This is a genomic window from Martinezella sp. CNPSo 3732 (assembly GCF_057784515.1).
This window is the reverse complement of sequence record NZ_JBXSOO010000021.1, coordinates 44,065-67,845: the sequence shown is the minus strand read 5'-3', so window position 1 is coordinate 67,845 and position 23,781 is coordinate 44,065. Positions and strand designations below refer to the sequence as shown.

The following is a 23,781-nucleotide window of genomic DNA, read 5'->3' as shown; positions in this document are numbered from 1 at the left end:
AAACTGGTTGTTAAAAGAAATCAGTTGCAAACTAAATACTCTGATAGCAAAATGCAAGCAGTTTTTGGAGGTCCTTATGGACGCGCTGCTTCGTTCCGGCTGCCCGATCAATTTGACACTCGAAATCCTCGGCGATCGCTGGAGCCTGATCGTCATCAGGGACATCATGTTCGGCAATCGCCGGCATTTTCGCGAGCTGCTGCAGAAGTCGCAGGAGGGGATTGCCTCCAATATCCTCGCGGACAGGCTGAAGCGGCTGGTGGAGCGTGGCCTGTTGACCCGCGAGAACGATCCGACTCACAAACAGAAGGCCGTCTACAGCCTGACGGAAATGTCGATCGACCTCGTGCCCCTCTTTGCCCATATGGGCGCCTGGGGCCGCAAGCATCTTCCGGTGTCCGAAGAGCTGTCGATCCGGGCCGAGCTTCTGGAAGATGGCGGCCAGGAGCTCTGGGATGATTTTATGGACGAGCTGCGTGCCAAGCATCTCGGCAAGGTACTGCCCCCCGGCACGCCCTCGGTGCTCGACCGGTTGACCGAAGCCTATATCGAGGTCGCCAGTCGTCGGAAAGGCGGCTGATCAGTTCTTCCGGAAGATGAAGCTTGCGCTCCAGCCGGTGACGAGGGCCAGCAGCACCGAAAAAATGCCATAGGTGATCGGCCGTTGATGCGCCGCATCCGTGATCGTCTGCTCTATCCCCGTCTTGATGACGCGCAGCGGCAGCGATTTTTCGCTCAGGAACTTGCCGCTCTTGAAGAGATAGGCACGCACCATATGCACCCCGTTCGGCACATCGGCGGGTACCCTGAGTGTTGCCTTGAAGAGCGAGGAGCTGACGAAGCGAACGCCGGCGGGATCGCTTTCATAGAGCCCACCTGTCTTTTGCAGGCGCCGGAAGGCATTGCGGAATTCCGGCACATCGCCGACATTGCCGACGAAGCCGACCGGCGTCAGTGGAATATGGTCGACGCCGATACCGCGGTCGCTGAGTTCGAGCGGCGTGGTGATATTGTCGACCGCGCGCGTGCTCGACAGCGAATAGGCTTCCGGCACATGCTCGAATGTCATCGAGCGAGTGTTGACCCATATGCCGAAGACGCGCTCTTTCCTGCGAACCGTTGCATTCTCGCGCGGCCCCTCCAGCACGACGACGATATCGTATTGGCCGATGGCCAGCAGCAGCTGGTCGGTGTTGGAAAGCGCGCCGAAAATCGTCAGATCGGCGCCGGTGAAGTCCGAGGTAATGGCAATCTCGCTCGTCGACGTGCCGATCTCCATCGTCTCCCGCGCCGTAGTCGAAGTCGTCGGCTGATCGAGCAGCACCTGCGCCCGCGTGGAGAGCGGAGCGAGCAGCAATGCGGCAGCAAGGAGCAGTCCGAATCCTCTCATCGGCTCACTCCTTCCATGACGACGGAGTAAACGTCCGCCGGCGTCACCACGAGCGTAATGACGAGGCGAAGACCGACGGCCAGGACGAGGAGGCCGAGGAGCGCGCGCAATTGCTCGCCGCGCAGCTTCTGGCCCACGCGAACGCCGTATTGCGCACCGATGACGCCCGCCACCATCAGCAGGAAAGCCAGGATGATATCGACGGAATAGTTGGTGGCGGCCTGGACGATTGTCGTGAAGGCCGTCACGAAAATGACCTGGAACAGCGAGGTGCCGACAACGACGTTGGTGGGTACGCGCAGCAGATAGATCATGGCCGGCACGAGGATGAAGCCGCCGCCGATACCCATCGGCGTCAGCATGCCGACGAAGAAGCCGAGGCCGATCACCGGAAGGGCGCTGAGATAGAGCTTGGATTTCTTGAACCGAAGTTTCAACGGCAGCCGCTGCACCCAGTTGTGATGGCGCGGCTTGCCGGTTGCCGGCGGCAGCTTGCCGGCCGCACGGCGCATGGCCCGCACGCTTTCCCACAGCATCAGCGAGCCTACCGTACCGAGGAGAATCACGTAAATCAGCGAGATGATCAGGTCGATCTGGCCGAGCCTTCGCAACAGCACGAATAGCCAGAGGCCGAACGTTGCCCCTGCCAAGCCGCCGGCCAGCAGGATTGAGCCCAGTTTCAGATCGAGCGAGCCGCGACGAAAATGGCTGAGCGCTCCCGAAACCGAGGAGGCGACGACCTGATTGGAGCCGGTCGCGACGGCGACAACAGGCGGGATATTGTAGAAAATCAGAAGAGGCGTGATGAGGAAACCGCCGCCGACGCCGAACATGCCGGAGAGAAATCCTACGGCTGCTCCCATGCCGAGAATAATCAAAATATTCACCGACAATTCTGCAATCGGCAGATAGATCGTCACGCCTTGTTCCCATTTGCAGGCTTTTCGGCGCGGTGACCGAAGCCCATTTCCCCTTAAATGGCGGATGCTAATCTGAAATCATTGCCAGAGCCTTAGGAAAGGCGCCGCCGCCACAGTTTTCGAATTGCCGGATTTCACCCTAACCCGGCTTTTTCCACTTTTCTGTGACGCTGTATAGCGGAACAGCCGGCACCGTAGGGATGTGGCAGCTCTGAGCTTCCTAAACAAAAATGCCCGCGTGCTGACGCCGGCATTTTGTTTGATCGCTTTTCGAACGAAATCCTAAAGCTACTTGTTGCGGGCGAGCAGCTCTTTGACCACTTGATCGGTGACCCGTCCATCCGCCGGCAGGCCGACGGATTTCTGGAAGCTCTTCAGGGCGGCCACTGTCTTGTCGCCCATGGCGCCGTCGGGCGCACCGGCATCGAAGCCATTCTTGTTGAGGATGGCCTGAATATTGCGGATGGCCTTCTTCATATCGATCGAGGCTGTATTCACGCCCTTGCCGGTAGTCCATTCGTCAGGAATGTCAGTGCCGTTTGCCTTCGGGTCGCCCGGCTGCACTTTCCAGAGGTCGACCTTGGCGCGCGCACTTTCGAGATCGGCCGGTTTCATGGCGTTGGCGACTTCATCGCGCTTCTGAGCAGCGTCCTTGTCGCCGCTCTTCGCAGCGATCGCGAACCATTTGTAGGATTCCTGCAGGTCCTGTTTCACGCCGTTGCCGCGTGCATAGAGGATAGCGAGGTTGAACTGGCTGTCGGAGACGCCGAGATCGGCGGCGCGGATAAACCAGTTCGCCGCGCTATCATAATCCTGCGGTCCTACTGTGCCCGAGGCGTAGAGAACCGCGAGATTGTGCATGGCGCTGGCATTGCCCTGATTGGCGGCCTGCTCATAATATTGCTTGGCTTTGACGAGATCTCGATCGACGCCGTTGCCCTTCTCATACATGCTGGCGAGGCGGTACTGGGCCGGGGCATAACCTTTATCGGCCGAAAGCTGATACCAGTTCGCGGCCTGCTTCATATCGGCAACAACGCCGCGGCCATCCGTATAGCGTGCGCCGATTTCGAAGAGCGCGACCGGATCGGCCGATTTGGCGGCAGCGACGAGCGATGGCGGCTGTATGCCGTCAGGCACGGCGATATCAGGCGCTGCCGGCGTGGCGGCGGGAGTTGCCGCGGTCGTATTCTCAGTCTGAACGAAAGCGGTGGCCTGCTGCGCAGGTGCGCTGCCGGCAGGCGCCAACTCTTCGCTTGCCGTCTGGTTGCCGTCGAGCGGGGTCGCTGCCGTCAGGTGGTCATTGGCTGGCGCTGCGACGGGATCGCTGGCCATGGGGGCGGGCTGGACTTCCGCCGTCTGCGTCGTGGAAACCGAAGGTACGGCGGCCTGATTTGCAGCAGGCTGCTGATTGCTGGCGGCCGGGTTCGCATTGGCGGCGACGGTATTGGTCGCGGCGCTGTCCGCAGGCGCGACCATCGTCGATGCTTGGGCCGGTGCTGGCGCTTTCTGGCCGCGCGTCAGTGTGTTCGCCAGCGGATAGGCCATGATGGCGAGCATGACGGCGCCCAACGCCAGGAGGATCGGCCGGCGGAAGCGCGAGAAGGCGCCGCCCTTCCTGGCATCCTTGGTGGAAGCAGGAGCCGAGCGCTGCGTCTGATCGACTTCCATGGCGGCAGCCTGTGCGGCGCGCCGGGCGGCTGCGATGTAATCCGCCCGTTCGTTTTCGGTCGGCTGGCGCGTGTTTCCGCTGCGCGACGTGGTCTGGCTGGCGCGCACGCGCTCAAGGATCTTCTTGATATCAGGCGCGCCGGAACCCGGCTCCAGTAGTTCGTTGGCCTCTTCGCCGGGCATTACGTCGGCGGGATCGATCGATGGCGCCTGTTCGATGACCGGACGGTCCGGCGGAAAGATCGGCTCGGCCTTTTCCGGCGTAAAGAAACGCTTGCCGAGGCTCGCAAACAGGCTGGACTTGCCGCTCTTCTTCACTGCCGCCTTGATTTCGGCCTTCGTATTGGCGTCGATCGCCTGTGCGACGGCAACTTCGGCCGAGACAGAGGCTTCGGCGGGCGCAACCGTGCGGATGATCGGACCTGTCTTCTGCTGCGCGGCCATGGGCGGCTTCAGGCCTGGGGCATCCTCTTCGGCAAAGACGTCGCTTTCGAATGTCGCGGCCGGCATGGCGGGCGCCGGCCGGCGCTGTTCCATATGGTCGAGGCGGTCGGCGATCTGCAGCAGCGTGTCGTGCAGGGCTTCGAAGGTGCGGTGCGTGCGCTCGTCGCTGGCGCGGCTGAGATCCTCGAGATGACGAAGGTCTTCGGCAAGGGCCGTCAATGCCGCCATGTCGGCTGCTTGCGCACCATGACCCATGCCGCCCTCGCGCGAATAGGCTTCGACGACGGTTTCCGCCGCATGGCGGGCTGCTTCGATGATATATTCGTCGTTGGTCGCCATATAGTCTTCGATCGCGCTCATCCGGCGGTCGAAATCCGGGGGCAGATGGTCGGCGGCGGCTCGCGGCTCGGCGGTCAGCAGTGTCGAGAGATGGGCGATCTGCTCTTCGAGATTGCGCAGTGCCTGCGTATCCGTGGCGGGTGCAGCCGTGCTGGCTTCGAGCCGGGCCGCGATGTCGGAGAGGCGGCCTTCCAGCCGGCGCGCCATGCCGTCGTCCATGCTTGCGGCCGTAGCCGGCGGATGAAAATCGATCTCGTCGATGCGGCGGGCGAGATAATCCAGCCGGTCGGCCAGTACGTTGCCGACGGACCCATGTTCCAGCGCATCGATCTTGTGGGAGATGTCGGCGAGATAGGTGACGAGCTCCGGCTGCGGTGCGGCCTTCTGCGAACGCTCCATCAGATGCGAGAGCTGGTCGAGGCGCTCTTCGAGGCGGGCGACGGCCTTGGCGCTGCCGAGCTCGTCGATGCGCATGGCGAGCGCTTCGAGACGACCGGAAAGATCGTCGGCAGGCTGACGCCGGCCTGCAGCATCGCGGCTCATCAGGTCGATCTGGTCGGCAAGGCCGCTAAGGCGGCCTTCCAGCCGCTGCATGGCCTGGTCCTGCGGCTGCATCATCGAGCCGAGGCTTTCCATCGCGGTTGCGATCGTGAGCAGCTTGTTTTCCAGCGCATGCACGGCCGGGCTGTCGTTCATGCCGCCGAGATGCTGTTTGATGTCATCGAGGCGATAGGCAAGCGAGACGAGCTCGTCCTGCAGGCCCGACGTGTCGATGGCTTTCACCTGGCGCTCGACGTGATGCAGGGATTCCTCGCGGGCAAGGCCGTCCATCAGTGAGCGCAGCTCGTCGAATTCGGCTTTCAGTCCGGCGGTTTCCGGCTGACCGGCGAGCTGGTTGATACTGTCGGCAAGCCTGGCCATGTCCTGGCGGACATCGGCGACGAAATGCTTGTCTTCGGCGTTCTCGCGGATATCGCGGATTTCGGCGCGCAGAGCGGAGACTTCGCGGGTCACGCTCTCGGCGATGTCGCGCTTCAGATCCTGGCGAAGGTTGACGAGCGCCTGGGCGATGTCGACTGGAGCTTCGGCGGCAGCGGCCCTCATCGGCTGGCGCTGCGGATAGCTGTCGAGCGGACGCCGGGCCGGCTGCGGTTCTGCGTGCGCGATTTCCTCACGCCGCGGTTGCAGTCGTTCGCGGTTTGCTTCCAGCGTGCGCTGACGCTGGCGGATTTCGGCGAGCGGATCGGAGCGGAGATCGCTCTCATGGCGTTCGTTGCGCAGCGGGCGCTCGTAAGCGCGGCTGGCATACTGCTCGCGCTCGGGGCGGGGCGACATCCGCTCCGGTGCGGCTCGTTCGGGGGCAGGCGCATAGCCGGCAGCGACACGCTGGCGCGTATCGCGCGCCGCGGCGGTTCCCATCAGCCCTTCGATACGCGCCTCCAGCCCCTCGATCGTGCGGCTCAGAGCATCCAGCGACGTCCAGTCGCCCGTACCGGTAGGATTTGATCGCGATCCGCTCATATCTTTGCTCGCCTTGAACTATGGACCACCCCGGGCCGTCATGCTGATGGAAGAAGACGTTGCTGTATCGCCGCGCTGTCTGCATCCGTCGTTCGGAAAGGGATAAATGTATTGGCTTTCCTCCAACAGAGCGGCAAAGACAGCGCGATTTCCAAGCATAAGTTGAAGAAACCCGAAGCACTGCTGCTCAACTCGTACAATTTACGAAACGTGGTAAACAACTCGTTAAGTTTGCCGGAAGTCTTAACCTTTTATTTTGGTTCTGCTGTCCCGCGGCCCGATATTCTTGCACGCAGGCATTACCCGGTTGCTGAGGTGGAGGGGGCGTATCGGCAATAGACGGGATGGTCTCCCTCACGGGCTTCACCAAAATTTCAACGTGAGGCGCGAATTTGACGTTTACGCAAACGTCAATATTTTGTAAGGGTATGACAGTGGCCGGAATCTCAAGGTCCGGCGGCGAATTGGAGGAATTCGAGAAATGCCAGTCTACAAGGCCCCGGTGAACGATACGCTCTTCGTCCTGAACGATGTGCTCGGGCTGGAGCGCTACAACAATCTTCCCGGTTATGCCGATGCCACCCCAGACATGATCGAGGCGATCGTCGGCGAAGCGGCCAAGCTGTCGGAAGAGGTGCTTTTCCCGCTCAACTATTCCGGCGATCAGGAAGGCTGCGTACGCCATGACGATGGCACGGTCTCGACGCCGAAGGGCTTCAAGGAAGCCTATCGCGCCTATCGCGAAGGGGGATGGCTGGGTCTCGCCGTGCCGGAGGAATTCGGCGGGCAGGGGCTTCCATACGTGCTGCACTGCGCCGTCGGCGAATATACCTCGGCCGCCAACATGTCGCTGATGATGTATCCGGGCCTGACGCAGGGCGCGATCGCCGCGATCCTCGTCCATGGCTCTGATGCGCAGAAGCAGACTTACTTGCCGAAATTAGTCGAGGGCAGCTGGTCCGGCACCATGAACCTCACCGAACCGCATTGCGGCACCGATCTCGGCCTCTTGCGCACCAAGGCGGTGCCCCAGCCGGATGGCAGCTACAAGATCTCAGGCCAGAAGATCTTTATCTCGGCAGGCGAGCACGACATGACGGATAATATTGTCCATCTCGTCCTTGCCCGCATCGAAGGCGCGCCTGAGGGAACCAAGGGCATCTCGCTCTTTATCGTGCCAAAATTCCTCGTCAAGGAGGACGGTTCGCTCGGCGCACGCAACCCGGTTTCCTGCGGCGCGATCGAACACAAGATGGGCATTCACGGCAACGCCACCTGCGTCATGAACTATGACGAGGCCACGGGCTTCCTGATTGGTGCCGAAAATCGCGGCCTCAACGCCATGTTCGTCATGATGAACGAGGCGCGCCTCGGCGTCGGCCTGCAGGGTCTCTCGATTGCCGAAATCGCCTATCAGAATGCCGCCAACTATGCCCGCGAGCGCATCCAGGGCCGTTCGCTCTCCGGCCCGAAGGCACCGGACAAGAAGGCTGACCCCATCATCGTCCATCCGGATATCCGCCGCTCTCTGATGACGATCCGTGCCTTCAACGAAGCCGGCCGCGCCTTCCTGCTGTGGACGGCGCTGAAGTCCGATATCGCCCATCGCTCCCCGGATGAGAAGGACCGTCAGGCAGCCGACGATATCCTTGGTCTCGCAACGCCGATCCTCAAGGGCGTTCTGACCGACAAGGGCTTCGAGCATGCCGTCATGGCGCAGCAGGTCTTCGGCGGCCATGGCTACATCGAAGAGCACGGCATGAGCCAGTATGTTCGCGATGCCCGCATCACCATGATCTATGAGGGCGCCAACGGCATTCAGGCGCTCGATCTCGTCGGCCGCAAGCTGGCGCTGAACGGCGGCCGCGCCGTTATGGCGCTGTTCAAGGAAATCGGCGATTTTTGCGAGGAAAACCGCAACGACGAGCAGATGGCTTTCTTCACCAAGCATCTGAAGAAGGGCTTGAACGACGTACAGGCCGCGACCATGTGGTTCATGCAGAACGCCATGGCCAAGCCCGACAATGCCGGCGCCGGCTCGACCGACTACATGCACCTCTTCGGCCTTGTCGTCCTCGGCTATATGTGGGCGAAGATGGCCAAGGCGGCGCAGGCAGGTCTTGCGGCTGGCGATACGGCGCGTGAGGATTATCTGAAGAACAAACTTGTCACGGCGCGGTTCTACATGGAGCGCATCATGCCGGAAACGGCACTGCGCAAGGCCCGCATCGAAACCGGCGCCGATACGATGATGGAACTGGCGGCGGAAGCCTTTTGAGTTTTTCCTTCTCCCCTTGGGGAGAAGGACGCGCGAAGCGCAGGATGAGGGGGCGTGCACCGTAAGGCTGCCCATGATCCCCTTCATCCGCCCTTTCGGGCACCTTCTCCCCGAGGGGAGAAGGGGAATTCGCGACGTTGATCGCTATATACTGAATTGAAGGGCGGCTTGCCGCTGCAGGGAGATGAGACATGACCGAGGTTTTCATTTACGACCACGTGCGCACGCCGCGCGGGCGCGGCAAGAAGGATGGGTCGCTGCATGAAGTGCCGTCCGTGCGCCTTGCCGCCAAGGCGCTCGAGGCGATCCGCGATCGCAACGGTCTTGATACCGCAACGGTTGACGACATCATTATGGGCTGCGTCGATCCGGTCATGGAAGCCGGCGCCGTCATCCCGAGGGGTGCTGCCTTCGAGGCCGGCTATTCCACCAAGGCGCCTGGCATGCAGATTTCGCGTTTCTGCGCCTCCGGCCTCGATGCCGTAAATTTTGGTGCGGCGAAGATCGCTCAAGGGGCTGACGATATCGTCATTGCCGGCGGTGTCGAAAGCATGTCGCGCGTCGGCCTGGGCATGTCTGGCGGTGCCTGGTTCATGGACCCTTCAGTCAATTTCCCGGCCTATTTCATGCCGCAGGGTGTGTCGGCCGATCTCATCGCCACCAAATACGGCTTCTCGCGCGATGACGTCGACGCTTATGCCGTCGAGAGCCAGAAGCGCGCCGCCAATGCCTGGGAAAAGGGCTATTTCAAGAATTCGGTCATTCCGGTGAAGGATATCAACGGCCTGACCATTCTCGACCGTGACGAACACATGCGTCCCGGCACCGATATGCAAGCGCTCGCCTCGCTCAATCCGTCGTTCCAGCTTCCAGGCGAAATGGGCGGCTTCGAGGCCGTTGGCATCCAAGCGCATCCGGAAGTCGAGCGCATCAATTACGTCCATCACGCCGGCAATTCCTCCGGCATCGTCGATGGCGCCGCTGCCGTGCTGCTCGGCTCCAAGGCGGGCGGTGAAAGCATGGGCCTGAAGCCGCGCGGCCGCATCAAGGCCTTCGCCAATATCGGCTCCGACCCGGCACTGATGCTGACCGGCCCGGTTGACGTCACCGAAAAGCTGTTGAAGCGCAGCGGCCTGACGCTTGCCGATATCGACCTCTTCGAGCTCAACGAAGCCTTCGCCGCAGTCGTGCTGCGCTACATGCAGGCATTCGAAATTCCGCATGACAAGATCAACGTCAATGGCGGCGCGATTGCCATGGGCCATCCGCTGGGTGCCACCGGCGCGATGATCCTCGGCACCGTACTCGACGAGCTGGAACGCCGCGATCTCAACACAGCGCTCGTAACACTCTGCATCGGTGCCGGCATGGGCACCGCTACGATCGTCGAACGCGTCTGAGGAGGGGAAACCAATGGCTTACACGAATTTCACCGTCGAAACCGACGCAGATGGCATCGCGCTCGTCACCTGGGACATGCCTGGCAAGTCCATGAACGTCTTCACCGCCGAGATCCTCGAAGAGCTGAATGCCATCATCGACGCGACCGTCGCCGATGCGGCCGTCAAGGGTGTGGTCTTCACCTCTGGCAAGTCTTCCTTTTCCGGCGGCGCCGATCTCTCGATGATCAAGTCGATGTTTTCCTTCTATCAGGAGGAGAAGGCGAAGGACCCGGCCGCGGCCGCGCAGAAGCTCTTCGATCTCGTCGGGCGCATGACCGGCCTCTTCCGCAAGCTCGAAACCTGCGGCAAGCCCTGGGTCTCGGCGATCAACGGCACGTGCATGGGCGGCGCTTTCGAGCTGTCGCTCGCCTGCCATGGCCGTGTTGCGTCGAACGCCAAGAGCGTCAAGATCGCACTGCCCGAGGTCAAGGTTGGCATCTTCCCCGGCGCCGGCGGCACGCAGCGCATCGCGCGCCTGACGGATGCGCAATCCGCCCTGCAGATGATGACGACGGGCCAGTCGCTCACGGCCGCGCGCGCCAAGGCGATGAACCTCGTGCATCAGGTGGTCGAGCCGGATCAGCTGATCCCGGCCGCCAAGCAGATGATCAAGGACGGTTTGAAGCCTATCGCCCCGTGGGATGAAAAGGGCTTCAAGGCGCCGGGCGGCGGCATCTGGACGCCTGCCGCAGCCCAACTCTGGCCGGCGGCACCGGCCATCCTGCGCCGCGAAACATCGGGCAATTATCCGGCGGCCCTCGCCATCCTTAAATGCGTCTATGAAGGCCTGCAGGTTCCCTTCGATACCGGCCTGAAGATCGAGCAGCGCTATTTCACGCATGTGCTGCAGACCACCGAAGCCTATTCGATGATCCGCTCGCTGTTCATCTCCATGCAGGAACTCGGCAAGGGCGCGCGACGCCCGGCTGGCCAGCCGAAGACGGAGCTGAAGAAGGTCGGTGTCGTCGGCGCCGGCTTCATGGGCGCGTCCATCGCCTATGTCACGGCCGCTGCCGGCATTCCGGTCACGCTCATCGATCGCGACATCGAGGCCGCGACCAAGGGCAAGGGTGTCGGCGAAGGGCTGGTGAAGGACTCGATCGGTAAGGGAAGGCTGACGCAGGATGAGGGCGCGGCCCTTCTATCCCGCATCACGCCGTCGGCCGATTATGCCGATCTCAAGGATGCGGATCTCGTCATCGAGGCGGTGTTCGAGGATCGCGAAGTCAAGAAGGTGGTCATCGAGGCCGTCGAAGCTGTGCTGCCGGAAGGTGCCGTCTTCGCCTCCAACACCTCGACGCTGCCGATCACGGGCCTTGCCAAGAATTCCAAGCGCCCCGTGGATTTCATCGGCGTCCACTTCTTCTCGCCTGTCGAGAAGATGATGCTGACCGAAGTCATTCTCGGCAAGGAAACCGGCGATCATGCGCTGGCCGTCGCGCTGGATTACGTTGCCGCCATCAAGAAGACGCCGATCGTCGTCAACGACACGCGCGGCTTCTTCGTCAATCGCTGCGTCTTCCGCTACATCCACGAAGCCTATGATATGCTGATCGAAGGCGTGCCGGCGACCATGATCGAGAATGCCGCCAAGATGGCGGGTATGCCCGTCGGGCCTCTTGCACTGAACGATGAAGTTGCCATCGACCTCTCCTATAAGATCCTGAAGGCGACAGTCGCCGATCTCGGCGAGAAGGCTGTCGACCCACGTCACATGCAGCTCGTCAACGGGCTCGTAGAAGGCGAGGGCCGCCTGGGCCGGAAGAACTCCAAGGGCTTCTACGATTATCCGCCGAAACCGGCGAAGAAGTCGCTATGGCCGGGTCTCAAGGATCTCTATCCGCAAAAGAAGGCCGATGATGTCGATGTCAACGTGCTGAAGCAGCGCTTCCTCGTGACCATCGCGCTGGAGGCCGCCCGGACCATCGAGGAGGGCATCGTCACCGATCCGCGCGAGGCCGATGTCGGCTCCATCCTCGGCTTCGGTTTCGCCCCCTATACCGGCGGCGCGCTGTCCTACATCGACGGCATGGGCGTGAAAGCTTTTGTGGAACTCTGCGACAAGCTCGCCGCCACCTACGGCCCGCATTTCCAGCCGACGGCGCTGCTGAAGGACATGGCCGCAAAGGGCGAGACCTTCTATGGACGCTTCGATCCCTACCGTGTCGCGAAGGCGGCTTGAGCCAACAAATCCTTGCTGACGACAAATAATGGGCCGCTCCTGTCGGGAGCGGCCCTTTTCGTTCGTCCTCCGCTTGAGTTTATCAAACCGAGGAGAATGACATGATCGAGATCATCGGCAATCGCGATGAGGCGGAAGCCATCAACGCAATGCTTGCGGGCTGGTCGTCAGCCCTTGGCAACAAGGATGCGGCGGGCGTGGTCCGGCATTTAAGCGATGATGTCATCGGCTTCACCCTGGCGGCACCATTGGTGCACAAGGGTAAGGGTGAAAAGGCATTGGCGGCTTGGTTTTCGACCTGGAACGGGCCGATTGGCGGCGATGTCATCGAGGTCAGATTGACGGTTGGTGAAGATGTCGCCTTCTGGACGGGCCTCGTGCAGATGACCGGCAAGAAGACGGATGGTGTCGACGTTGATCTCTGGTTTCGCCAGACGCTCGGCCTCAGAAAAGAGGCTGGCATCTGGAAGATCGTCCACGAACATACGTCGGTGCCGTTTGCCATGGACGGCAGCGGTCTTGCCGAGCTTGGTCTCAAACCGTAAGATTTTTCTTACGCAATGCTCAGGGGTTTTTCCCGACTGGATCGCAAGGCAACAACGCCCCAGCCGATAAGCAGAAGGATCGCCGCCGCATAGATATCGGCGGCCTCGGCAAAGCCGAGCGCCTTCGACAGAAAGCCGGCGAGGATGGCGGGGACGCTGAAGGCGAGGTAGCTCTGGATGTAGAAGGCGGAGAGTAGCCCGGCGCGTTCGTCGGGCTTTGCCAGCGGCATGATGCTCCTGACCGTGCCGAGGAAAGCTGCCCCAAAGCCTGAGCCGGCAATCACAGTTCCGAGCGCGAGGATCGACACTTCAGCGGCATGCATGCCGGCGATGATCGTCAGTATGCCGAGGCTCATGGTTGGTATGCCGAATGTCATGATCATGGTGGCGGATCTCCGGCGCAGCAGGAAGACGGCGGCAGCGCCGCTGATCGTCAAGGCTGCGACCACGGAGCCGCCGACCAGTGGCGCCGTGCTGCCGGTCGTCGCGCTGACCAGCGAGGGCACCAGCGACAGATAGAAGCCGGCTAGCGCCCAGACGGCAATATTGATCGGCGTCAGCGCCAGCAACGTCCGGCGTGCCTGCTTGGGAACGGCGACTTCCGGCTTCAGCGATGCGAGCACGCCAGCCCGTCGGCTCGTTGTCTCCGGCATCAGCCATAGCAGCGCGGCTTGCAGCGCCAGCAAGGCAAGCGTGACGATATAGACGAGCACGGTCGGAGCCGGCGCGAATTGGATCAGCAGGCTCGTGCCGAGCGCGCCGATCGCCATCCCGGCAAGCGGGGCAAGACTGTTGGTGATCGATCCCCGGATCGGATCGAGATCGACAAGGGCGGCGCCGATCGAACTGATGGCAGTTCCCGTCGCAAAGCCCTGCACGATGCGGGCGGCAATCAGCCAATTCGGACCCTTGGCCATTAAAAACAACGCTATCGCCACCATATTGAGGAGGATCGATGTGAAGATCACCGGCCGGCGCCCGAGATGGTCCGAAATCGAGCCAACGATGAGCAGTGCGGCGAGAAGGGAGAACGCGTAGACGGCGAAGATCACCGTAAGCAACACCGGCGAGAAGGCGAAGGCCTGCTGATAAAGGCGGTAGAGAGGCGTCGGTGCAGATGAGGCGGCCAAAAACAAGGCGCTGGTTGCGGCATAATAGAACGGCGCTAGGCGTCTGGCACGTGAAATCGGAGCGTTGGCGGTGGAATCAAGTTCGGTCATCGACTATATCCTACCTAAAGCTAAAAGATTGCGTTAGGTGGATATAGGACGCCTGGTGTATAAAAGCAAATAATTTGCGTTAGTGGATGGCCTTTCGTCATTCACGATCCGCAAAAGGGAAAATTGGCAAGGGCTTATGGGCTATCGAGAAAATCCCCGCCCCGGCGGGCGCAGCGCCAGAGTGCAAGCGGCCGTGCATCAATCTGTCCGCGACATGCTGGCAACCATGGATCGCGCCGAAGTGACGATCCCCATGATCGCACAGCGCGCCAATGTCACGCCGTCGACGATCTACCGCCGTTGGGGCGATCTTCAGGCGCTTCTCGCCGATGTTGCCGCCGCGCACCTGCGGCCGGAAGGCGAGCCCGCCAGGATCGGCAGCGCCCGCGAGGATCTGGAGGCCTGGGTCGAGCAATATGCTGATGAAATGGCCTCTGGCGTCGGCCGGCAAATGCTGCGCGATATTCTTGCGGCAGCCGACAGTGCAAACGCGGAGAAATGCGGTACCTATACGCGCTATCAATTGAGCGTCTTCATCGCGCGGGCAGAGGCATGCGGCGAGCCCTTTCCGACCTTGGCGGAGCTGATGGATCACGTCATCTCGCCGATCATCTATCGCATTCTCTTCGACCAGACCCCCGATCCCCACTACGTTCGCAAGCTCGTCGCGAAGGTGATGCGGGAGAGTGTGGTCAGCGCTTGAAGCGCGGTCGACAATGCCGAACGACTCACCAGAAATTCCTGAGGTACATCCAGCGACTTCGGCTTGGTTGCTCGCAACTGACGAACAAGGTGCCGAATATATGCACTCTGAAGTTGCTGATGTGGCGAAATTTTCATGGGATATGCGTGCTTGGATAAGGCTCGCGGTCGATTTCATATTGAAAAATAAGGAAAAAGATGGTGCTAATTACCAACAGTGAATTCAACGGCAACGCGAAGGGGACTGCTCAATGCTTAATGAATTCAAGGCATTTATCGCCCGCGGCAATGTCATGGATCTCGCGGTCGGCGTGATCATCGGCGGCGCTTTCGGCGGCATCGTGAAATCGCTGGTTGACGATATCATCATGCCGATCGTCGGCGCGATTTTCGGCGGCTTCGATTTCTCGAACTACTTCATCGGCCTCGCCTCGGGGGTCAACGCACCGACGCTTGCTGCGGCCCGCGCCCAGGGCGCGGTTCTTGCCTACGGTAGCTTCATCACCGTCCTCATCAATTTCCTCATCCTCGCCTGGATCATCTTCCTGATGGTCAAGGGCGTGAACGCGCTCCGCTCGCAAGTCGAGCGCAAGGAAGAGAAGGTTGCCGAGGCAGCGCCGCCGCCGGCCGATGTCCAGCTGCTGACGGAAATCCGCGATCTTCTCGCCAAGCGCTGATAGGCTTCGCTGGATTCACTTTGCAAGCCCCGGTCCATGCGAGGACTGGGGCTTTATTCATCACCAAAATCGATCATTCGCTAAGGCAAAGTCATGGGATTTGTCCGCCGCTCTGCTTTATGAAGGCAGAAACCGGAGACTTTGCATGTCGATACTAGATAGCCTCAGCCCGCGCGCGCTTGCAGCACCCGAAAGCGGGATCGTCGAAGTGGTCAATTATGCCCGTGGCCGTGAGGGCCTGCTGCCGCTTTGGGTCGGCGAGGGCGATCTGCCGACGCCGGATTTCATCAACCGCGCCGCCATGGCCTCGCTCAACGCCGGCGAGACCTTCTACACCTGGCAGCGCGGCATTCCGGAACTGCGCCAGGCGCTCGCCGATTATTATGGCCGGCATTTCGGGACCTCGCTGCCGATGGAGAACTTCTATGTCGTCGGCTCCGGCATGCAGGCGATCCAGCTGTCCGTCCAGGCGATCACCGCTCCCGGCGACGAGATGGTTTATCTCTCCCCGGCTTGGCCGAACATCGCTGCGGCGCTCGAGATCGCAGGCGCCCGCTCCGTCGCCGTACCCTTACAATTCGAGCACGGCAAATGGTCGCTCGATCTCGACCGGCTGGAAGCGGCGATCACGCCGAAGACCAAGGGCCTCTTCATCAATACCCCGTCCAACCCGACAGGCTGGACGGCCACTCATCAGGATCTTCGCGACATTCTGGCTCTGGCGCGCAAACATGATCTCTGGATCATGGCCGACGAAATCTATGCGCTCTACTACTACGCCGGCGGCCGCGCGCCGAGCTTCCTCGACGTCAAGGAAGCCGATGACAAGATCCTCTTCGTCAATTCCTTCTCGAAGAACTGGTCGATGACCGGCTGGCGCGTCGGCTGGATCGTCGCACCCGCAGAGCTCGGGCAGGTGATCGAAAACCTCGTGCAATATTCGACGTCCGGCGTCGCGCAGTTCATGCAGAGAGGCGCGGTTGCGGCATTGAATGAGGGCGACGATTTCGTCCGCTCCAACATCGCGAAGGCAACCCGTTCGCGTGACATCCTCTGCGATGCGTTGATCGCCACCAATCGCGTGCAGACGCTGAAGCCGGATGGTGCGCTCTATTCCTTCCTCAGGATCGATGGCGTCATCGACAGCCGCAAGGCCGCCATCGACATCGTCGACAAGACCGGCGTCGGCCTGGCGCCCGGAACGGCCTTCGGTCTAGGCGGTGAGCTGTTCATGCGCGCCTGCTTCCTGCGCGATCCGGTGCAGGTCGCGGATGCCGCGGAAAGGCTGAGCCGGTATATTTTGAGTTTGTGAGGGCCGGCATGTGCGCTGTGGTTGGTAGCGTTTGACCTGGCTGGGCCTGCCTCCCTCTGTCGCGACAGCGACAGAGGGAGGTGAACACTCTCCACGCCCACCAAGATTGCCGTCGCGCGCCCCAATCCATAAAATCCAATCGATCGACGAAATCCTCCCCTAACCATCCCCGTAATCTTTCCCGCCAGGCCTCCCGCTTTTAATCAATTTCGCAGGGGAAGCGGTCTCATATGGTGCTGATAAGACTTGGCGGGGACGCGAAGAATGACTGTCTTGGTGACGGGCGGAGCCGGCTATATCGGCAGCCACATGATCTGGAGATTGCTTGACGCGGGCGAGGACGTCGTGGTCATCGATCGCCTCTCCGCGGGTTTTCGCTGGGCCGTTCCGCCGGCTGCCCGCTTCTATCTCGGCGATATCGCCGACGAAGCGTTGCTGGATCAGATTTTTGCCGAGAACAATATAGAGGCCATCATCCATTTCGCAGGCTCCGCGGTCGTCCCGGTATCGATCAAGGACCCTCTTGCCTATTACGAGAACAATACGGGCAAGACCCGTATCCTGGTGAGCGCCGCCGTCAGGGCCGGCATCCGCCATTTCGTCTTCTCGTCCACCGCTGCAGTCTATGGCCAGCAGCCGGCGGACAGGCCGGTGGGCGAAAACGCGCCGCTGCGGCCTGAATCCCCCTATGGTCAATCCAAGCTGATGTCCGAGCTGATGCTGCGCGATGCCGCTGCGGCCTATGATTTCCGGTATGTGGCGCTGCGTTATTTCAACGTGGCCGGCGCCGATCCCGAGGGGCGGGCGGGGCAATCGACCGATGGCGCGACCCATCTCATCAAGGTCGCCTGCGAGGCCGCCCTCGGCCGCCGCCGTCAGGTCGATATCTACGGCACCGATTATGCGACACACGACGGCACCGGCGTTCGCGATTACATCCACGTCAGCGATCTGGTCGAGGCCCATCTGATGGCATTGCGGCGTCTGCGCGATGGCGGCCGCTCACTGGTCGCCAATTGCGGTTACGGCCAGGGCTATTCGGTTCTGGATGTGCTCAACATGGTCATGCGCGTCCATGGCCGCGCCTTCCGCATCCATATTGCTCCACGGCGTGCCGGCGATATGGCCAGTGTCGTCGCCGATGCGACGCTTGCTCGTCGTGAATTGGGATGGACGCCGAAATACAATAATCTGGAAATGATCGTGCGCTCCTCGCTTGATTGGGAGCTTCGCCTTGCAGAACGTGCGGGCTTCGATGCCGCCGGCGTCAACAGGGTCTACGCCGCTCCAAGCATGCTATAACGCGAATGGCGATCTCAGCTTTCCGGGCGTCTCCAAGGCCCCAGAAAGGCCGGCGCATTCTTGCGCACGGCTTCCGCGAGAAAGTCGATGACAGTGCGCACGCGTGGCGATTGGCGCAGGTCCCGATGGCAGGTGATCCAATAGTGGCGCCTGAGATCCACCTCATGCGGCAGGACGACCTGCAGATCGGGGTGCTTGCCGGCGATGAAAAATGGCAGCACGCAGAGCCCCTGACCGTTCTTCGTCGCCGTCAGCTGGGCAAAGATGCTTGAGCTCTGGAATTGCGGCCTTATGCGTGGATGGACGTCATCGAGATAATCCAGGCCCGGCGCGAAGATCATATCCTCGATATAGCCGATGAAGGCGAAGTCCGGCAGGTCGTCACGGCTTTCGATGGGCGGATGGCGGGCGAGGTAATCGCGCGATCCGTAAACCTGCAGGTGGTAGTCCGTCAGCTTCTCGGTGAAGTAGGGACCAGCCTTTGGCGGGTCGAGCACCACGACGATATCGGCTTCCTTGCGCGAGAGCGACATGATCTGCTGGATGGTGATCAGCTCCAACGAAATATTCGGGTGTTTCGCGGTGAATTCCGGCAGCACGCCGGTGAAGAAGAAGTTTGAAAAACCCTCCGGCGCGCTGATGCGCACGACACCCCGTTGTGCTGCCGATCCCGCGGAAAGATCAGCGCGTAGACGTTCCGTCTCCTGCTCCATATGTTCGGCGGTATCGACGAAGCGCTGTCCCATGCTGGTCAGCATGTAGCCGCGCGGATTGCGCTCGAAGAGCTTGACCTTCAAGGCGAATTCCAGCCGGTCGATACGGCGCGAAACCGTGGCATGGCTGCTGCGCAATTGTCGCGCCGCGGTGGAAAGCTGCCCCGTTCGCGCAACGGCGAGGAAGAACTGCAGATCGTCCCAGGTAAAATGCGGCGTGCGCTTCATGCATCCTCCTCTGTTCAAAAATGAACAGACCTTGTTTGGAATTAATTGCAATCGCGACTTGCGTCAACGCGCGAATTCCGTGATCTTGGCGGTCGGGAAAAGCCGTTTTGAGGAAAGCGGCTGGCCAATTTTGAACAGATTCGTTTTTGCCAAATCTCTGGGAGGAGAGGATATGCGAAAGAGTCTTATTGCGTCCCTTGCGTTTCTGCTTGCAGCCAGCACCGCGGCTTTCGCCGCTGGCCCGTCCGATGGTGTCGTCAAGATCGGCATTCTCAACGACCAGTCCGGCGTCTATGCGGATTTCGGCGGCAAGTCGTCGGTAGCGGCCGCCAAGATGGCTGCCGAGGATTTCGGCGGCAAAGTGCTGGGCGTGCCGATCGAGATCGTCGACGCCGATCACCAGAACAAGCCCGATATCGCCTCCAACATCGCCCGTCAGTGGTATGATCAGGACAAGGTCGACGCCATCATGGAGCTGACGACCTCTTCGGTCGCGCTCGCCGTGCAGGCGGTCGCCAAGGAAAAGAAGAAAATCGATATCGTCACGGGCGCCGCGACCACCGATCTCACCGGCAAGCAATGCTCGCCCTATGGCTTCCATTGGGCCTATGATACGCATGCCCTGGCCGTCGGTACCGGCGGCGCGCTCGTCAAGCAGGGTGGCGACACCTGGTTCTTCCTAACCGCGGACTATGCTTTCGGCTACTCGCTCGAGCAGCAGACCAGCGATTTCGTCAAGGCAAGCGGCGGTAAGGTGCTCGGCTCCGTCCGCCATCCGCTGTCGACTAATGACTTCTCGTCCTTCCTGCTGCAGGCACAGTCGTCTGGCGCCAAGGTTATCGGCCTTGCCAATGCCGGCCTCGACACCTCGAATGCCATCAAGCAAGCCTCGGAATTCGGCATCACCCAGGGTGGCCAGCATCTGGCGGCACTGCTCTTTACGCTCGCCGAAGTCCACGGCCTTGGCCTGCAGGCGGCGCAGGGCCTGACGCTGACGGAAGGCTATTACTGGAACCTCGACGACAAGAGCCGCGAATTCGGCAAGCGCTTCTTTGCCCGCACCGGCAAAATGCCGAACATGATCCATGCCGGCACCTATTCCGCCGTGATGCAGTATCTGAAAGCCGTGCAGAAGGCCGGCACGGACGATACCGAGGCCGTCGCCAAGCAGCTGCATGAAATGCCTGTTGATGATTTCTTCGGCCGCGGCGGCACGGTCGGCGCCAATGGACGCATGATCCACGATATGTATCTGCTTCAGGTCAAGAAGCCTGAGGAGAGCAAAGAGCCGTGGGATTACTTCAACGTGCTGGCGACGATCCCGGGCAAGGAAGCCTATATCGATCCGGCCAAGAGCGGCTGCGACCTCGTCAAGCAATAGGATACGGACCGGCCCATGGCGATGTCCGCGACACATTCGCATGAAGAGCCTCGGGTGGTGTTATCCGCCCAGGGACTACGCCGCGATTTCGGCGGCTTCACCGCAGTCAAGAATGTCGATCTCGACGTCCATCACGCACAGGTCCACGCGCTGATCGGCCCGAACGGTGCCGGCAAGACGACGGTGTTCAACCTGCTCACCAAGTTCCTGCAGCCGACGCATGGGACCATCACACTGCTCGGCACCGATATTACCAAGACGAGACCTGACAAGGTCGCGCGCATGGGCCTCGTGCGCTCCTTCCAGATTTCCGCCGTCTTCCCGCATCTGACGGTGCTGGACAATGTTCGCGTCGCCCTGCAGCGGCAAAGCAATCTCGCCCACCAGTTCTGGCGGCCGCTATCGGCGCTCGACAGCCTCAATGCGCGCGCCGAGCAGCTTATTGCCTCCGTAGGTCTCTCGAAGGAGCGCGATGCCATCGCCGCCGATCTTTCCTATGGCCGCAAGCGCGTGCTGGAGATCGCAACGACGCTCGCGCTCGACCCGAAGGTGCTGCTGCTCGATGAGCCAATGGCGGGCATGGGGCTGGAGGATGTTAATACCGTCTCGGCCATCATCCGCGATGTGGCCCGCGACCGGGCTGTGCTCATGGTCGAGCACAATCTCTCGGTCGTTGCCGATATCTGCCATCATGTCACGGTGCTGCAGCGCGGCGAGATCCTGGCCCAGGGCGATTATGCGACGGTCAGCCGGGACCCGCGTGTCCGCGAAGCCTATATGGGCACGGAGGAGGCTTGACGATGGCGCCGCTTCTTGACGTTCAGGGCCTCAATGCGTGGTATGGTGAAAGTCATATCCTGCACGGCGTCGACATGCGTGTAGGCGAGGGGGAAACCGTCACCATCCTCGGCCGCAACGGCGTCGGCAAGACGACGACGCTGCGCACGATCGTCGGCATCGTCCGTGCCCGCAAGGGCAGGATCGCTTTCGCCGGCAAGGACATGATGCAAGTGCCGCTGCACAAGACGGCACATCAGGGCATTGGTTTCGTGCCGGAAGAGCGCGGCATCTTCTCGACACTCAGCGTCTATGAAAACCTGATGTTGCCGCCGGTCGTGGCAGCAGGAGGCATGACACTCGACGAGATCTTCGAGCTGTTTCCTAACCTGCATGAGCGGCGCAATAGCGTCGGCACAAGGCTTTCCGGCGGCGAGCAGCAGATGCTTGCCATGGCCCGCATCCTGCGCACCGGCGTCCGCATGCTACTGCTCGATGAGCCGACGGAAGGTCTTGCGCCCGTCATCGTCCAGCGCATCGGTGAAGTCCTGCAGAAGTTGAAAAGCCGCGGCATGACCATCTTGCTTGTCGAGCAGAATTTCCGCTTCGCCAGCCGCATTGCCGATCGCTTCTATGTGATGGATCACGGCCAGATGGTCTCGGAATTTCCGGTCGGCGAACTCACAGAGCGCATGGATATGCTGCACAAGGTTCTGGGGGTCTGAGCCATGACGACGATATTCGGCATCCCCGCCCAGGCGCTTCTCGGTCAATTGCTGATCGGCCTCATCAACGGTTCCTTCTATGCGCTGCTGAGCCTCGGCTTGGCGATCATCTTCGGCATGCTGCGGATCATCAATTTCGCCCATGGCGCGCTCTATATGCTCGGCGCCTTCACCGCCTATCTGCTGCTCGCCTATACAGGCATCGGCTATTGGCCGGCCCTCGTTCTGGCACCGCTGATCGTCGGGCTGTTCGGTGCGCTGGTCGAGCGGTCCTGCCTGCGCCGGCTCTACAGGGTCGATTCGCTCTATGGCTTGCTCTTCACCTTCGGCATGGCGCTGACCATCGAGGGGACCTTCCGCTATCTCTACGGTTCCTCCGGCCAGCCCTATGCCGTCCCGACGGAGTTGGCGGGCGCGAAGAATATCGGCTTCATGTTTCTGCCGGTCTATCGCGGCTGGGTGGTCATCGCCTCGCTGGTCGTCTGCATCGGCACCTGGCTGCTGATCGAAAAGACCAAGCTCGGCGCTTATCTGCGCGCCGCGACCGAGAATTCCACGCTCGTTCAGGTTTTCGGCGTCAACGTGCCGGTGCTTCTGACGCTCACCTACGGCTTCGGCGTTGCGCTTGCAGCCTTTGCCGGCGTGCTGGCCGCGCCGATCTACCAGGTCTCGCCGCTGATGGGGTCGAACATGATCATCATCGTCTTCGCCGTTGTCGTCGTCGGTGGCATGGGCTCGATCATGGGGGCGATCGTGACAGGCTATATGCTTGGGATTGCCGAGGGCCTGACCAAGGTTTTCTATCCGGAAGCCTCCAACATCGTCATCTTTGTCATCATGGCAATCGTGCTGCTTCTGAGGCCCGCGGGCCTCTTCGGTCGGGAGGCGTGATATGGCTGGATTAATCAGCTTGAGCTCCAAGGAGCGTCCGAAGCTTTCCGTGCAGAAGCTGTTGCTGATCCTCGGCCTTGTCGGTCTGATCTGGGCGCCGTTCTTCATCTATCCGATCTTCGTCATGAAGGTGCTGTGCTTCGCGCTATTTGCCTGCGCCTTCAATCTGTTGCTCGGCTATGCCGGTCTGCTCTCCTTCGGCCATGCCACCTTCTTCGGCGGTGCGGCCTATTTCACGGCTCATGCCGTGAAGGAGTGGGGGCTTCCGCCCGAGCTCGGCATCCTGATCGGCGTTGCCGGCGCGTCCCTGCTCGGTCTCGTCATGGGCTTCGTCGCCATCCGTCGGCAAGGCATCTATTTCGCCATGATCACGCTGGCGCTCTCCTACATGTTCTATTTCTTCTGTCTGCAGGCGGCATTTACCCATGGCGAGGATGGCATTCAGTCGGTGCCGCGCGGTTATCTCTTCGGCGTCCTCGACCTCAGCAACTCCTTGAACATGTATTATTTCGTCCTCGCGGTGTTTCTGATCGGCGTGCTGATCATCTGGCGTTTCATCAATTCGCCCTTCGGCATGATTCTGAAATCGATCCGCGAAAACGAGCAGCGGGCGATCTCGCTCGGCTATTCCGTTGCGCGTTACAAGCTTGGCGCCTTCGTCATGTCGGCCGCACTTGCGGGGCTTGCCGGTGCGGTCAAGGCACTGGTCTTCCAGTTTGCGACGCTGACGGATGTTGCCTGGCAGATGTCCGGCGAAGTCATTCTCATGACGCTCCTTGGCGGTATCGGCACGCTGATCGGCCCGATTTTTGGCGCGGGATTCGTGGCGACGCTGGAAAACTATCTCGCCACGTCGGAATTTCCGGTCACCATCATCACCGGCATCGTCTTCATGGTCTGCGTTTTGCTCTTCCGCCGCGGTGTCGTCGGCGAATTCTATGCCTCGCGGCTGGGACGGAAGCTGGGGTTTGAATATCGGCGGTAAAGATCAAACCTATGCGTTCTTGTTGTACACCCCCTCACCCCAGCCCTCTCCCCGAGGGGAGAGGGGGAACTGTCTTTGACGATCACCGGATTCGGGGCCGAGGCAAATGCCGAAATAGTCCCCTCTCCCCTCGGGG

20 protein-coding genes are annotated in these 23,781 nt (G+C 61.0%); 15 read left to right on the top strand and 5 right to left on the bottom strand.

Going from position 1 to position 23,781, the window contains the following annotated elements; all coding sequences use genetic code 11:
* The first annotated feature begins 76 nt into the window (after positions 1-76).
* A complete protein-coding gene (locus tag AC13RM_RS26230) occupies positions 77-580 on the top strand; it encodes a winged helix-turn-helix transcriptional regulator (RefSeq protein WP_167078285.1) in 504 nt (167 codons plus the stop codon).
* Here the strand turns inward: AC13RM_RS26230 and AC13RM_RS26225 are convergent, their stop codons facing one another.
* The 3 genes from AC13RM_RS26225 to AC13RM_RS26215 form a co-directional block, all read right to left on the bottom strand.
* Positions 581-1,390: a TIGR02186 family protein gene (locus AC13RM_RS26225; protein ID WP_167078283.1), complete on the bottom strand. Its 810-nt coding sequence runs from the start codon at positions 1,388-1,390 to the stop codon at positions 581-583.
* Positions 1,387-2,310, bottom strand: a complete 924-nt coding sequence (locus AC13RM_RS26220; protein ID WP_113229358.1) for a sulfite exporter TauE/SafE family protein — start codon at positions 2,308-2,310, stop codon at positions 1,387-1,389. Before AC13RM_RS26220 ends, AC13RM_RS26225 begins: the two co-directional genes overlap by 4 nt.
* Positions 2,311-2,598: 288 nt before the next feature.
* On the bottom strand, positions 2,599-6,285 hold the full coding sequence (locus AC13RM_RS26215; RefSeq protein WP_167078281.1) for a peptidoglycan-binding protein: 3,687 nt from the start codon (positions 6,283-6,285) through the stop codon (positions 2,599-2,601).
* A 481-nt stretch (positions 6,286-6,766) separates the two neighbouring features.
* Here AC13RM_RS26215 and AC13RM_RS26210 point away from each other — a divergent pair, with 481 nt between their 5' ends.
* From AC13RM_RS26210 to AC13RM_RS26195, 4 genes are all read left to right on the top strand, one after another.
* Positions 6,767-8,563: an acyl-CoA dehydrogenase C-terminal domain-containing protein gene (locus tag AC13RM_RS26210; protein WP_167078279.1), complete on the top strand. Its 1,797-nt coding sequence runs from the start codon at positions 6,767-6,769 to the stop codon at positions 8,561-8,563.
* Between the two features lie 191 nt (positions 8,564-8,754).
* Entirely contained in the window at positions 8,755-9,963 is a 1,209-nt protein-coding gene (locus tag AC13RM_RS26205) for an acetyl-CoA C-acetyltransferase (protein ID WP_167078277.1), read from the top strand.
* 13 nt (positions 9,964-9,976) lie between these two features.
* Positions 9,977-12,187: a 3-hydroxyacyl-CoA dehydrogenase NAD-binding domain-containing protein gene (locus AC13RM_RS26200; protein ID WP_488555847.1), complete on the top strand. Its 2,211-nt coding sequence runs from the start codon at positions 9,977-9,979 to the stop codon at positions 12,185-12,187.
* 101 nt (positions 12,188-12,288) lie between these two features.
* Positions 12,289-12,732: a YybH family protein gene (locus tag AC13RM_RS26195; RefSeq protein WP_374821863.1), complete on the top strand. Its 444-nt coding sequence runs from the start codon at positions 12,289-12,291 to the stop codon at positions 12,730-12,732.
* Between the two features lie 8 nt (positions 12,733-12,740).
* On the opposite strand, the gene AC13RM_RS26190 is transcribed toward AC13RM_RS26195, so the two are convergent.
* Complete coding sequence (locus tag AC13RM_RS26190) at positions 12,741-13,952, bottom strand: MFS transporter (RefSeq protein ID WP_374821860.1); 1,212 nt, start codon at positions 13,950-13,952, stop codon at positions 12,741-12,743.
* 136 nt (positions 13,953-14,088) lie between these two features.
* On the opposite strand from AC13RM_RS26190, the gene AC13RM_RS26185 reads away from it, so the two are divergent.
* The 5 genes from AC13RM_RS26185 to galE all read left to right on the top strand — a co-directional run bounded on the left by AC13RM_RS26185 (position 14,089) and on the right by galE (position 17,945).
* Positions 14,089-14,655: a TetR-like C-terminal domain-containing protein gene (locus AC13RM_RS26185; RefSeq protein ID WP_113229351.1), complete on the top strand. Its 567-nt coding sequence runs from the start codon at positions 14,089-14,091 to the stop codon at positions 14,653-14,655.
* A gap of 13 nt (positions 14,656-14,668) precedes the next feature.
* On the top strand, positions 14,669-14,875 hold the full coding sequence (locus tag AC13RM_RS26180) for a hypothetical protein (protein ID WP_374821857.1): 207 nt from the start codon (positions 14,669-14,671) through the stop codon (positions 14,873-14,875).
* A 30-nt stretch (positions 14,876-14,905) separates the two neighbouring features.
* Positions 14,906-15,331, top strand: coding sequence for a large conductance mechanosensitive channel protein MscL (gene mscL / locus AC13RM_RS26175; RefSeq protein WP_047628143.1), 426 nt, complete (start codon positions 14,906-14,908; stop codon positions 15,329-15,331).
* Between the two features lie 145 nt (positions 15,332-15,476).
* Positions 15,477-16,643 carry a pyridoxal phosphate-dependent aminotransferase gene (locus tag AC13RM_RS26170; protein ID WP_374821853.1) on the top strand — a complete coding sequence of 389 codons (1,167 nt, stop codon included), beginning with the start codon at positions 15,477-15,479 and terminating at the stop codon, positions 16,641-16,643.
* Between the two features lie 264 nt (positions 16,644-16,907).
* Positions 16,908-17,945 carry a UDP-glucose 4-epimerase GalE gene (gene galE, locus AC13RM_RS26165; RefSeq protein ID WP_488555846.1) on the top strand — a complete coding sequence of 346 codons (1,038 nt, stop codon included), beginning with the start codon at positions 16,908-16,910 and terminating at the stop codon, positions 17,943-17,945.
* A gap of 14 nt (positions 17,946-17,959) precedes the next feature.
* Here galE and AC13RM_RS26160 read toward each other — a convergent pair whose 3' ends face one another.
* Complete coding sequence (locus AC13RM_RS26160; RefSeq protein WP_285175357.1) at positions 17,960-18,886, bottom strand: LysR family transcriptional regulator; 927 nt, start codon at positions 18,884-18,886, stop codon at positions 17,960-17,962.
* Between the two features lie 172 nt (positions 18,887-19,058).
* Here AC13RM_RS26160 and AC13RM_RS26155 point away from each other — a divergent pair, with 172 nt between their 5' ends.
* Genes AC13RM_RS26155 through AC13RM_RS26135 form a run of 5 tightly spaced genes read left to right on the top strand, consistent with a single transcriptional unit; the run spans position 19,059 to position 23,645 of the window.
* Positions 19,059-20,267, top strand: coding sequence for an ABC transporter substrate-binding protein (locus AC13RM_RS26155; protein ID WP_488555845.1), 1,209 nt, complete (start codon positions 19,059-19,061; stop codon positions 20,265-20,267).
* Between the two features lie 15 nt (positions 20,268-20,282).
* The gene (locus tag AC13RM_RS26150; RefSeq protein ID WP_488555844.1) at positions 20,283-21,065 is read left to right on the top strand and encodes an ABC transporter ATP-binding protein; all 783 of its coding nucleotides are present in this window, start codon (positions 20,283-20,285) and stop codon (positions 21,063-21,065) included.
* A 2-nt stretch (positions 21,066-21,067) separates the two neighbouring features.
* The gene (locus AC13RM_RS26145; RefSeq protein WP_488555843.1) at positions 21,068-21,769 is read left to right on the top strand and encodes an ABC transporter ATP-binding protein; all 702 of its coding nucleotides are present in this window, start codon (positions 21,068-21,070) and stop codon (positions 21,767-21,769) included.
* A gap of 3 nt (positions 21,770-21,772) precedes the next feature.
* The gene (locus AC13RM_RS26140; protein ID WP_488555842.1) at positions 21,773-22,660 is read left to right on the top strand and encodes a branched-chain amino acid ABC transporter permease; all 888 of its coding nucleotides are present in this window, start codon (positions 21,773-21,775) and stop codon (positions 22,658-22,660) included.
* Position 22,661: 1 nt separating this feature from the next.
* Positions 22,662-23,645 carry a branched-chain amino acid ABC transporter permease gene (locus AC13RM_RS26135; protein ID WP_488555841.1) on the top strand — a complete coding sequence of 328 codons (984 nt, stop codon included), beginning with the start codon at positions 22,662-22,664 and terminating at the stop codon, positions 23,643-23,645.
* Positions 23,646-23,781: the final 136 nt, after the last annotated feature.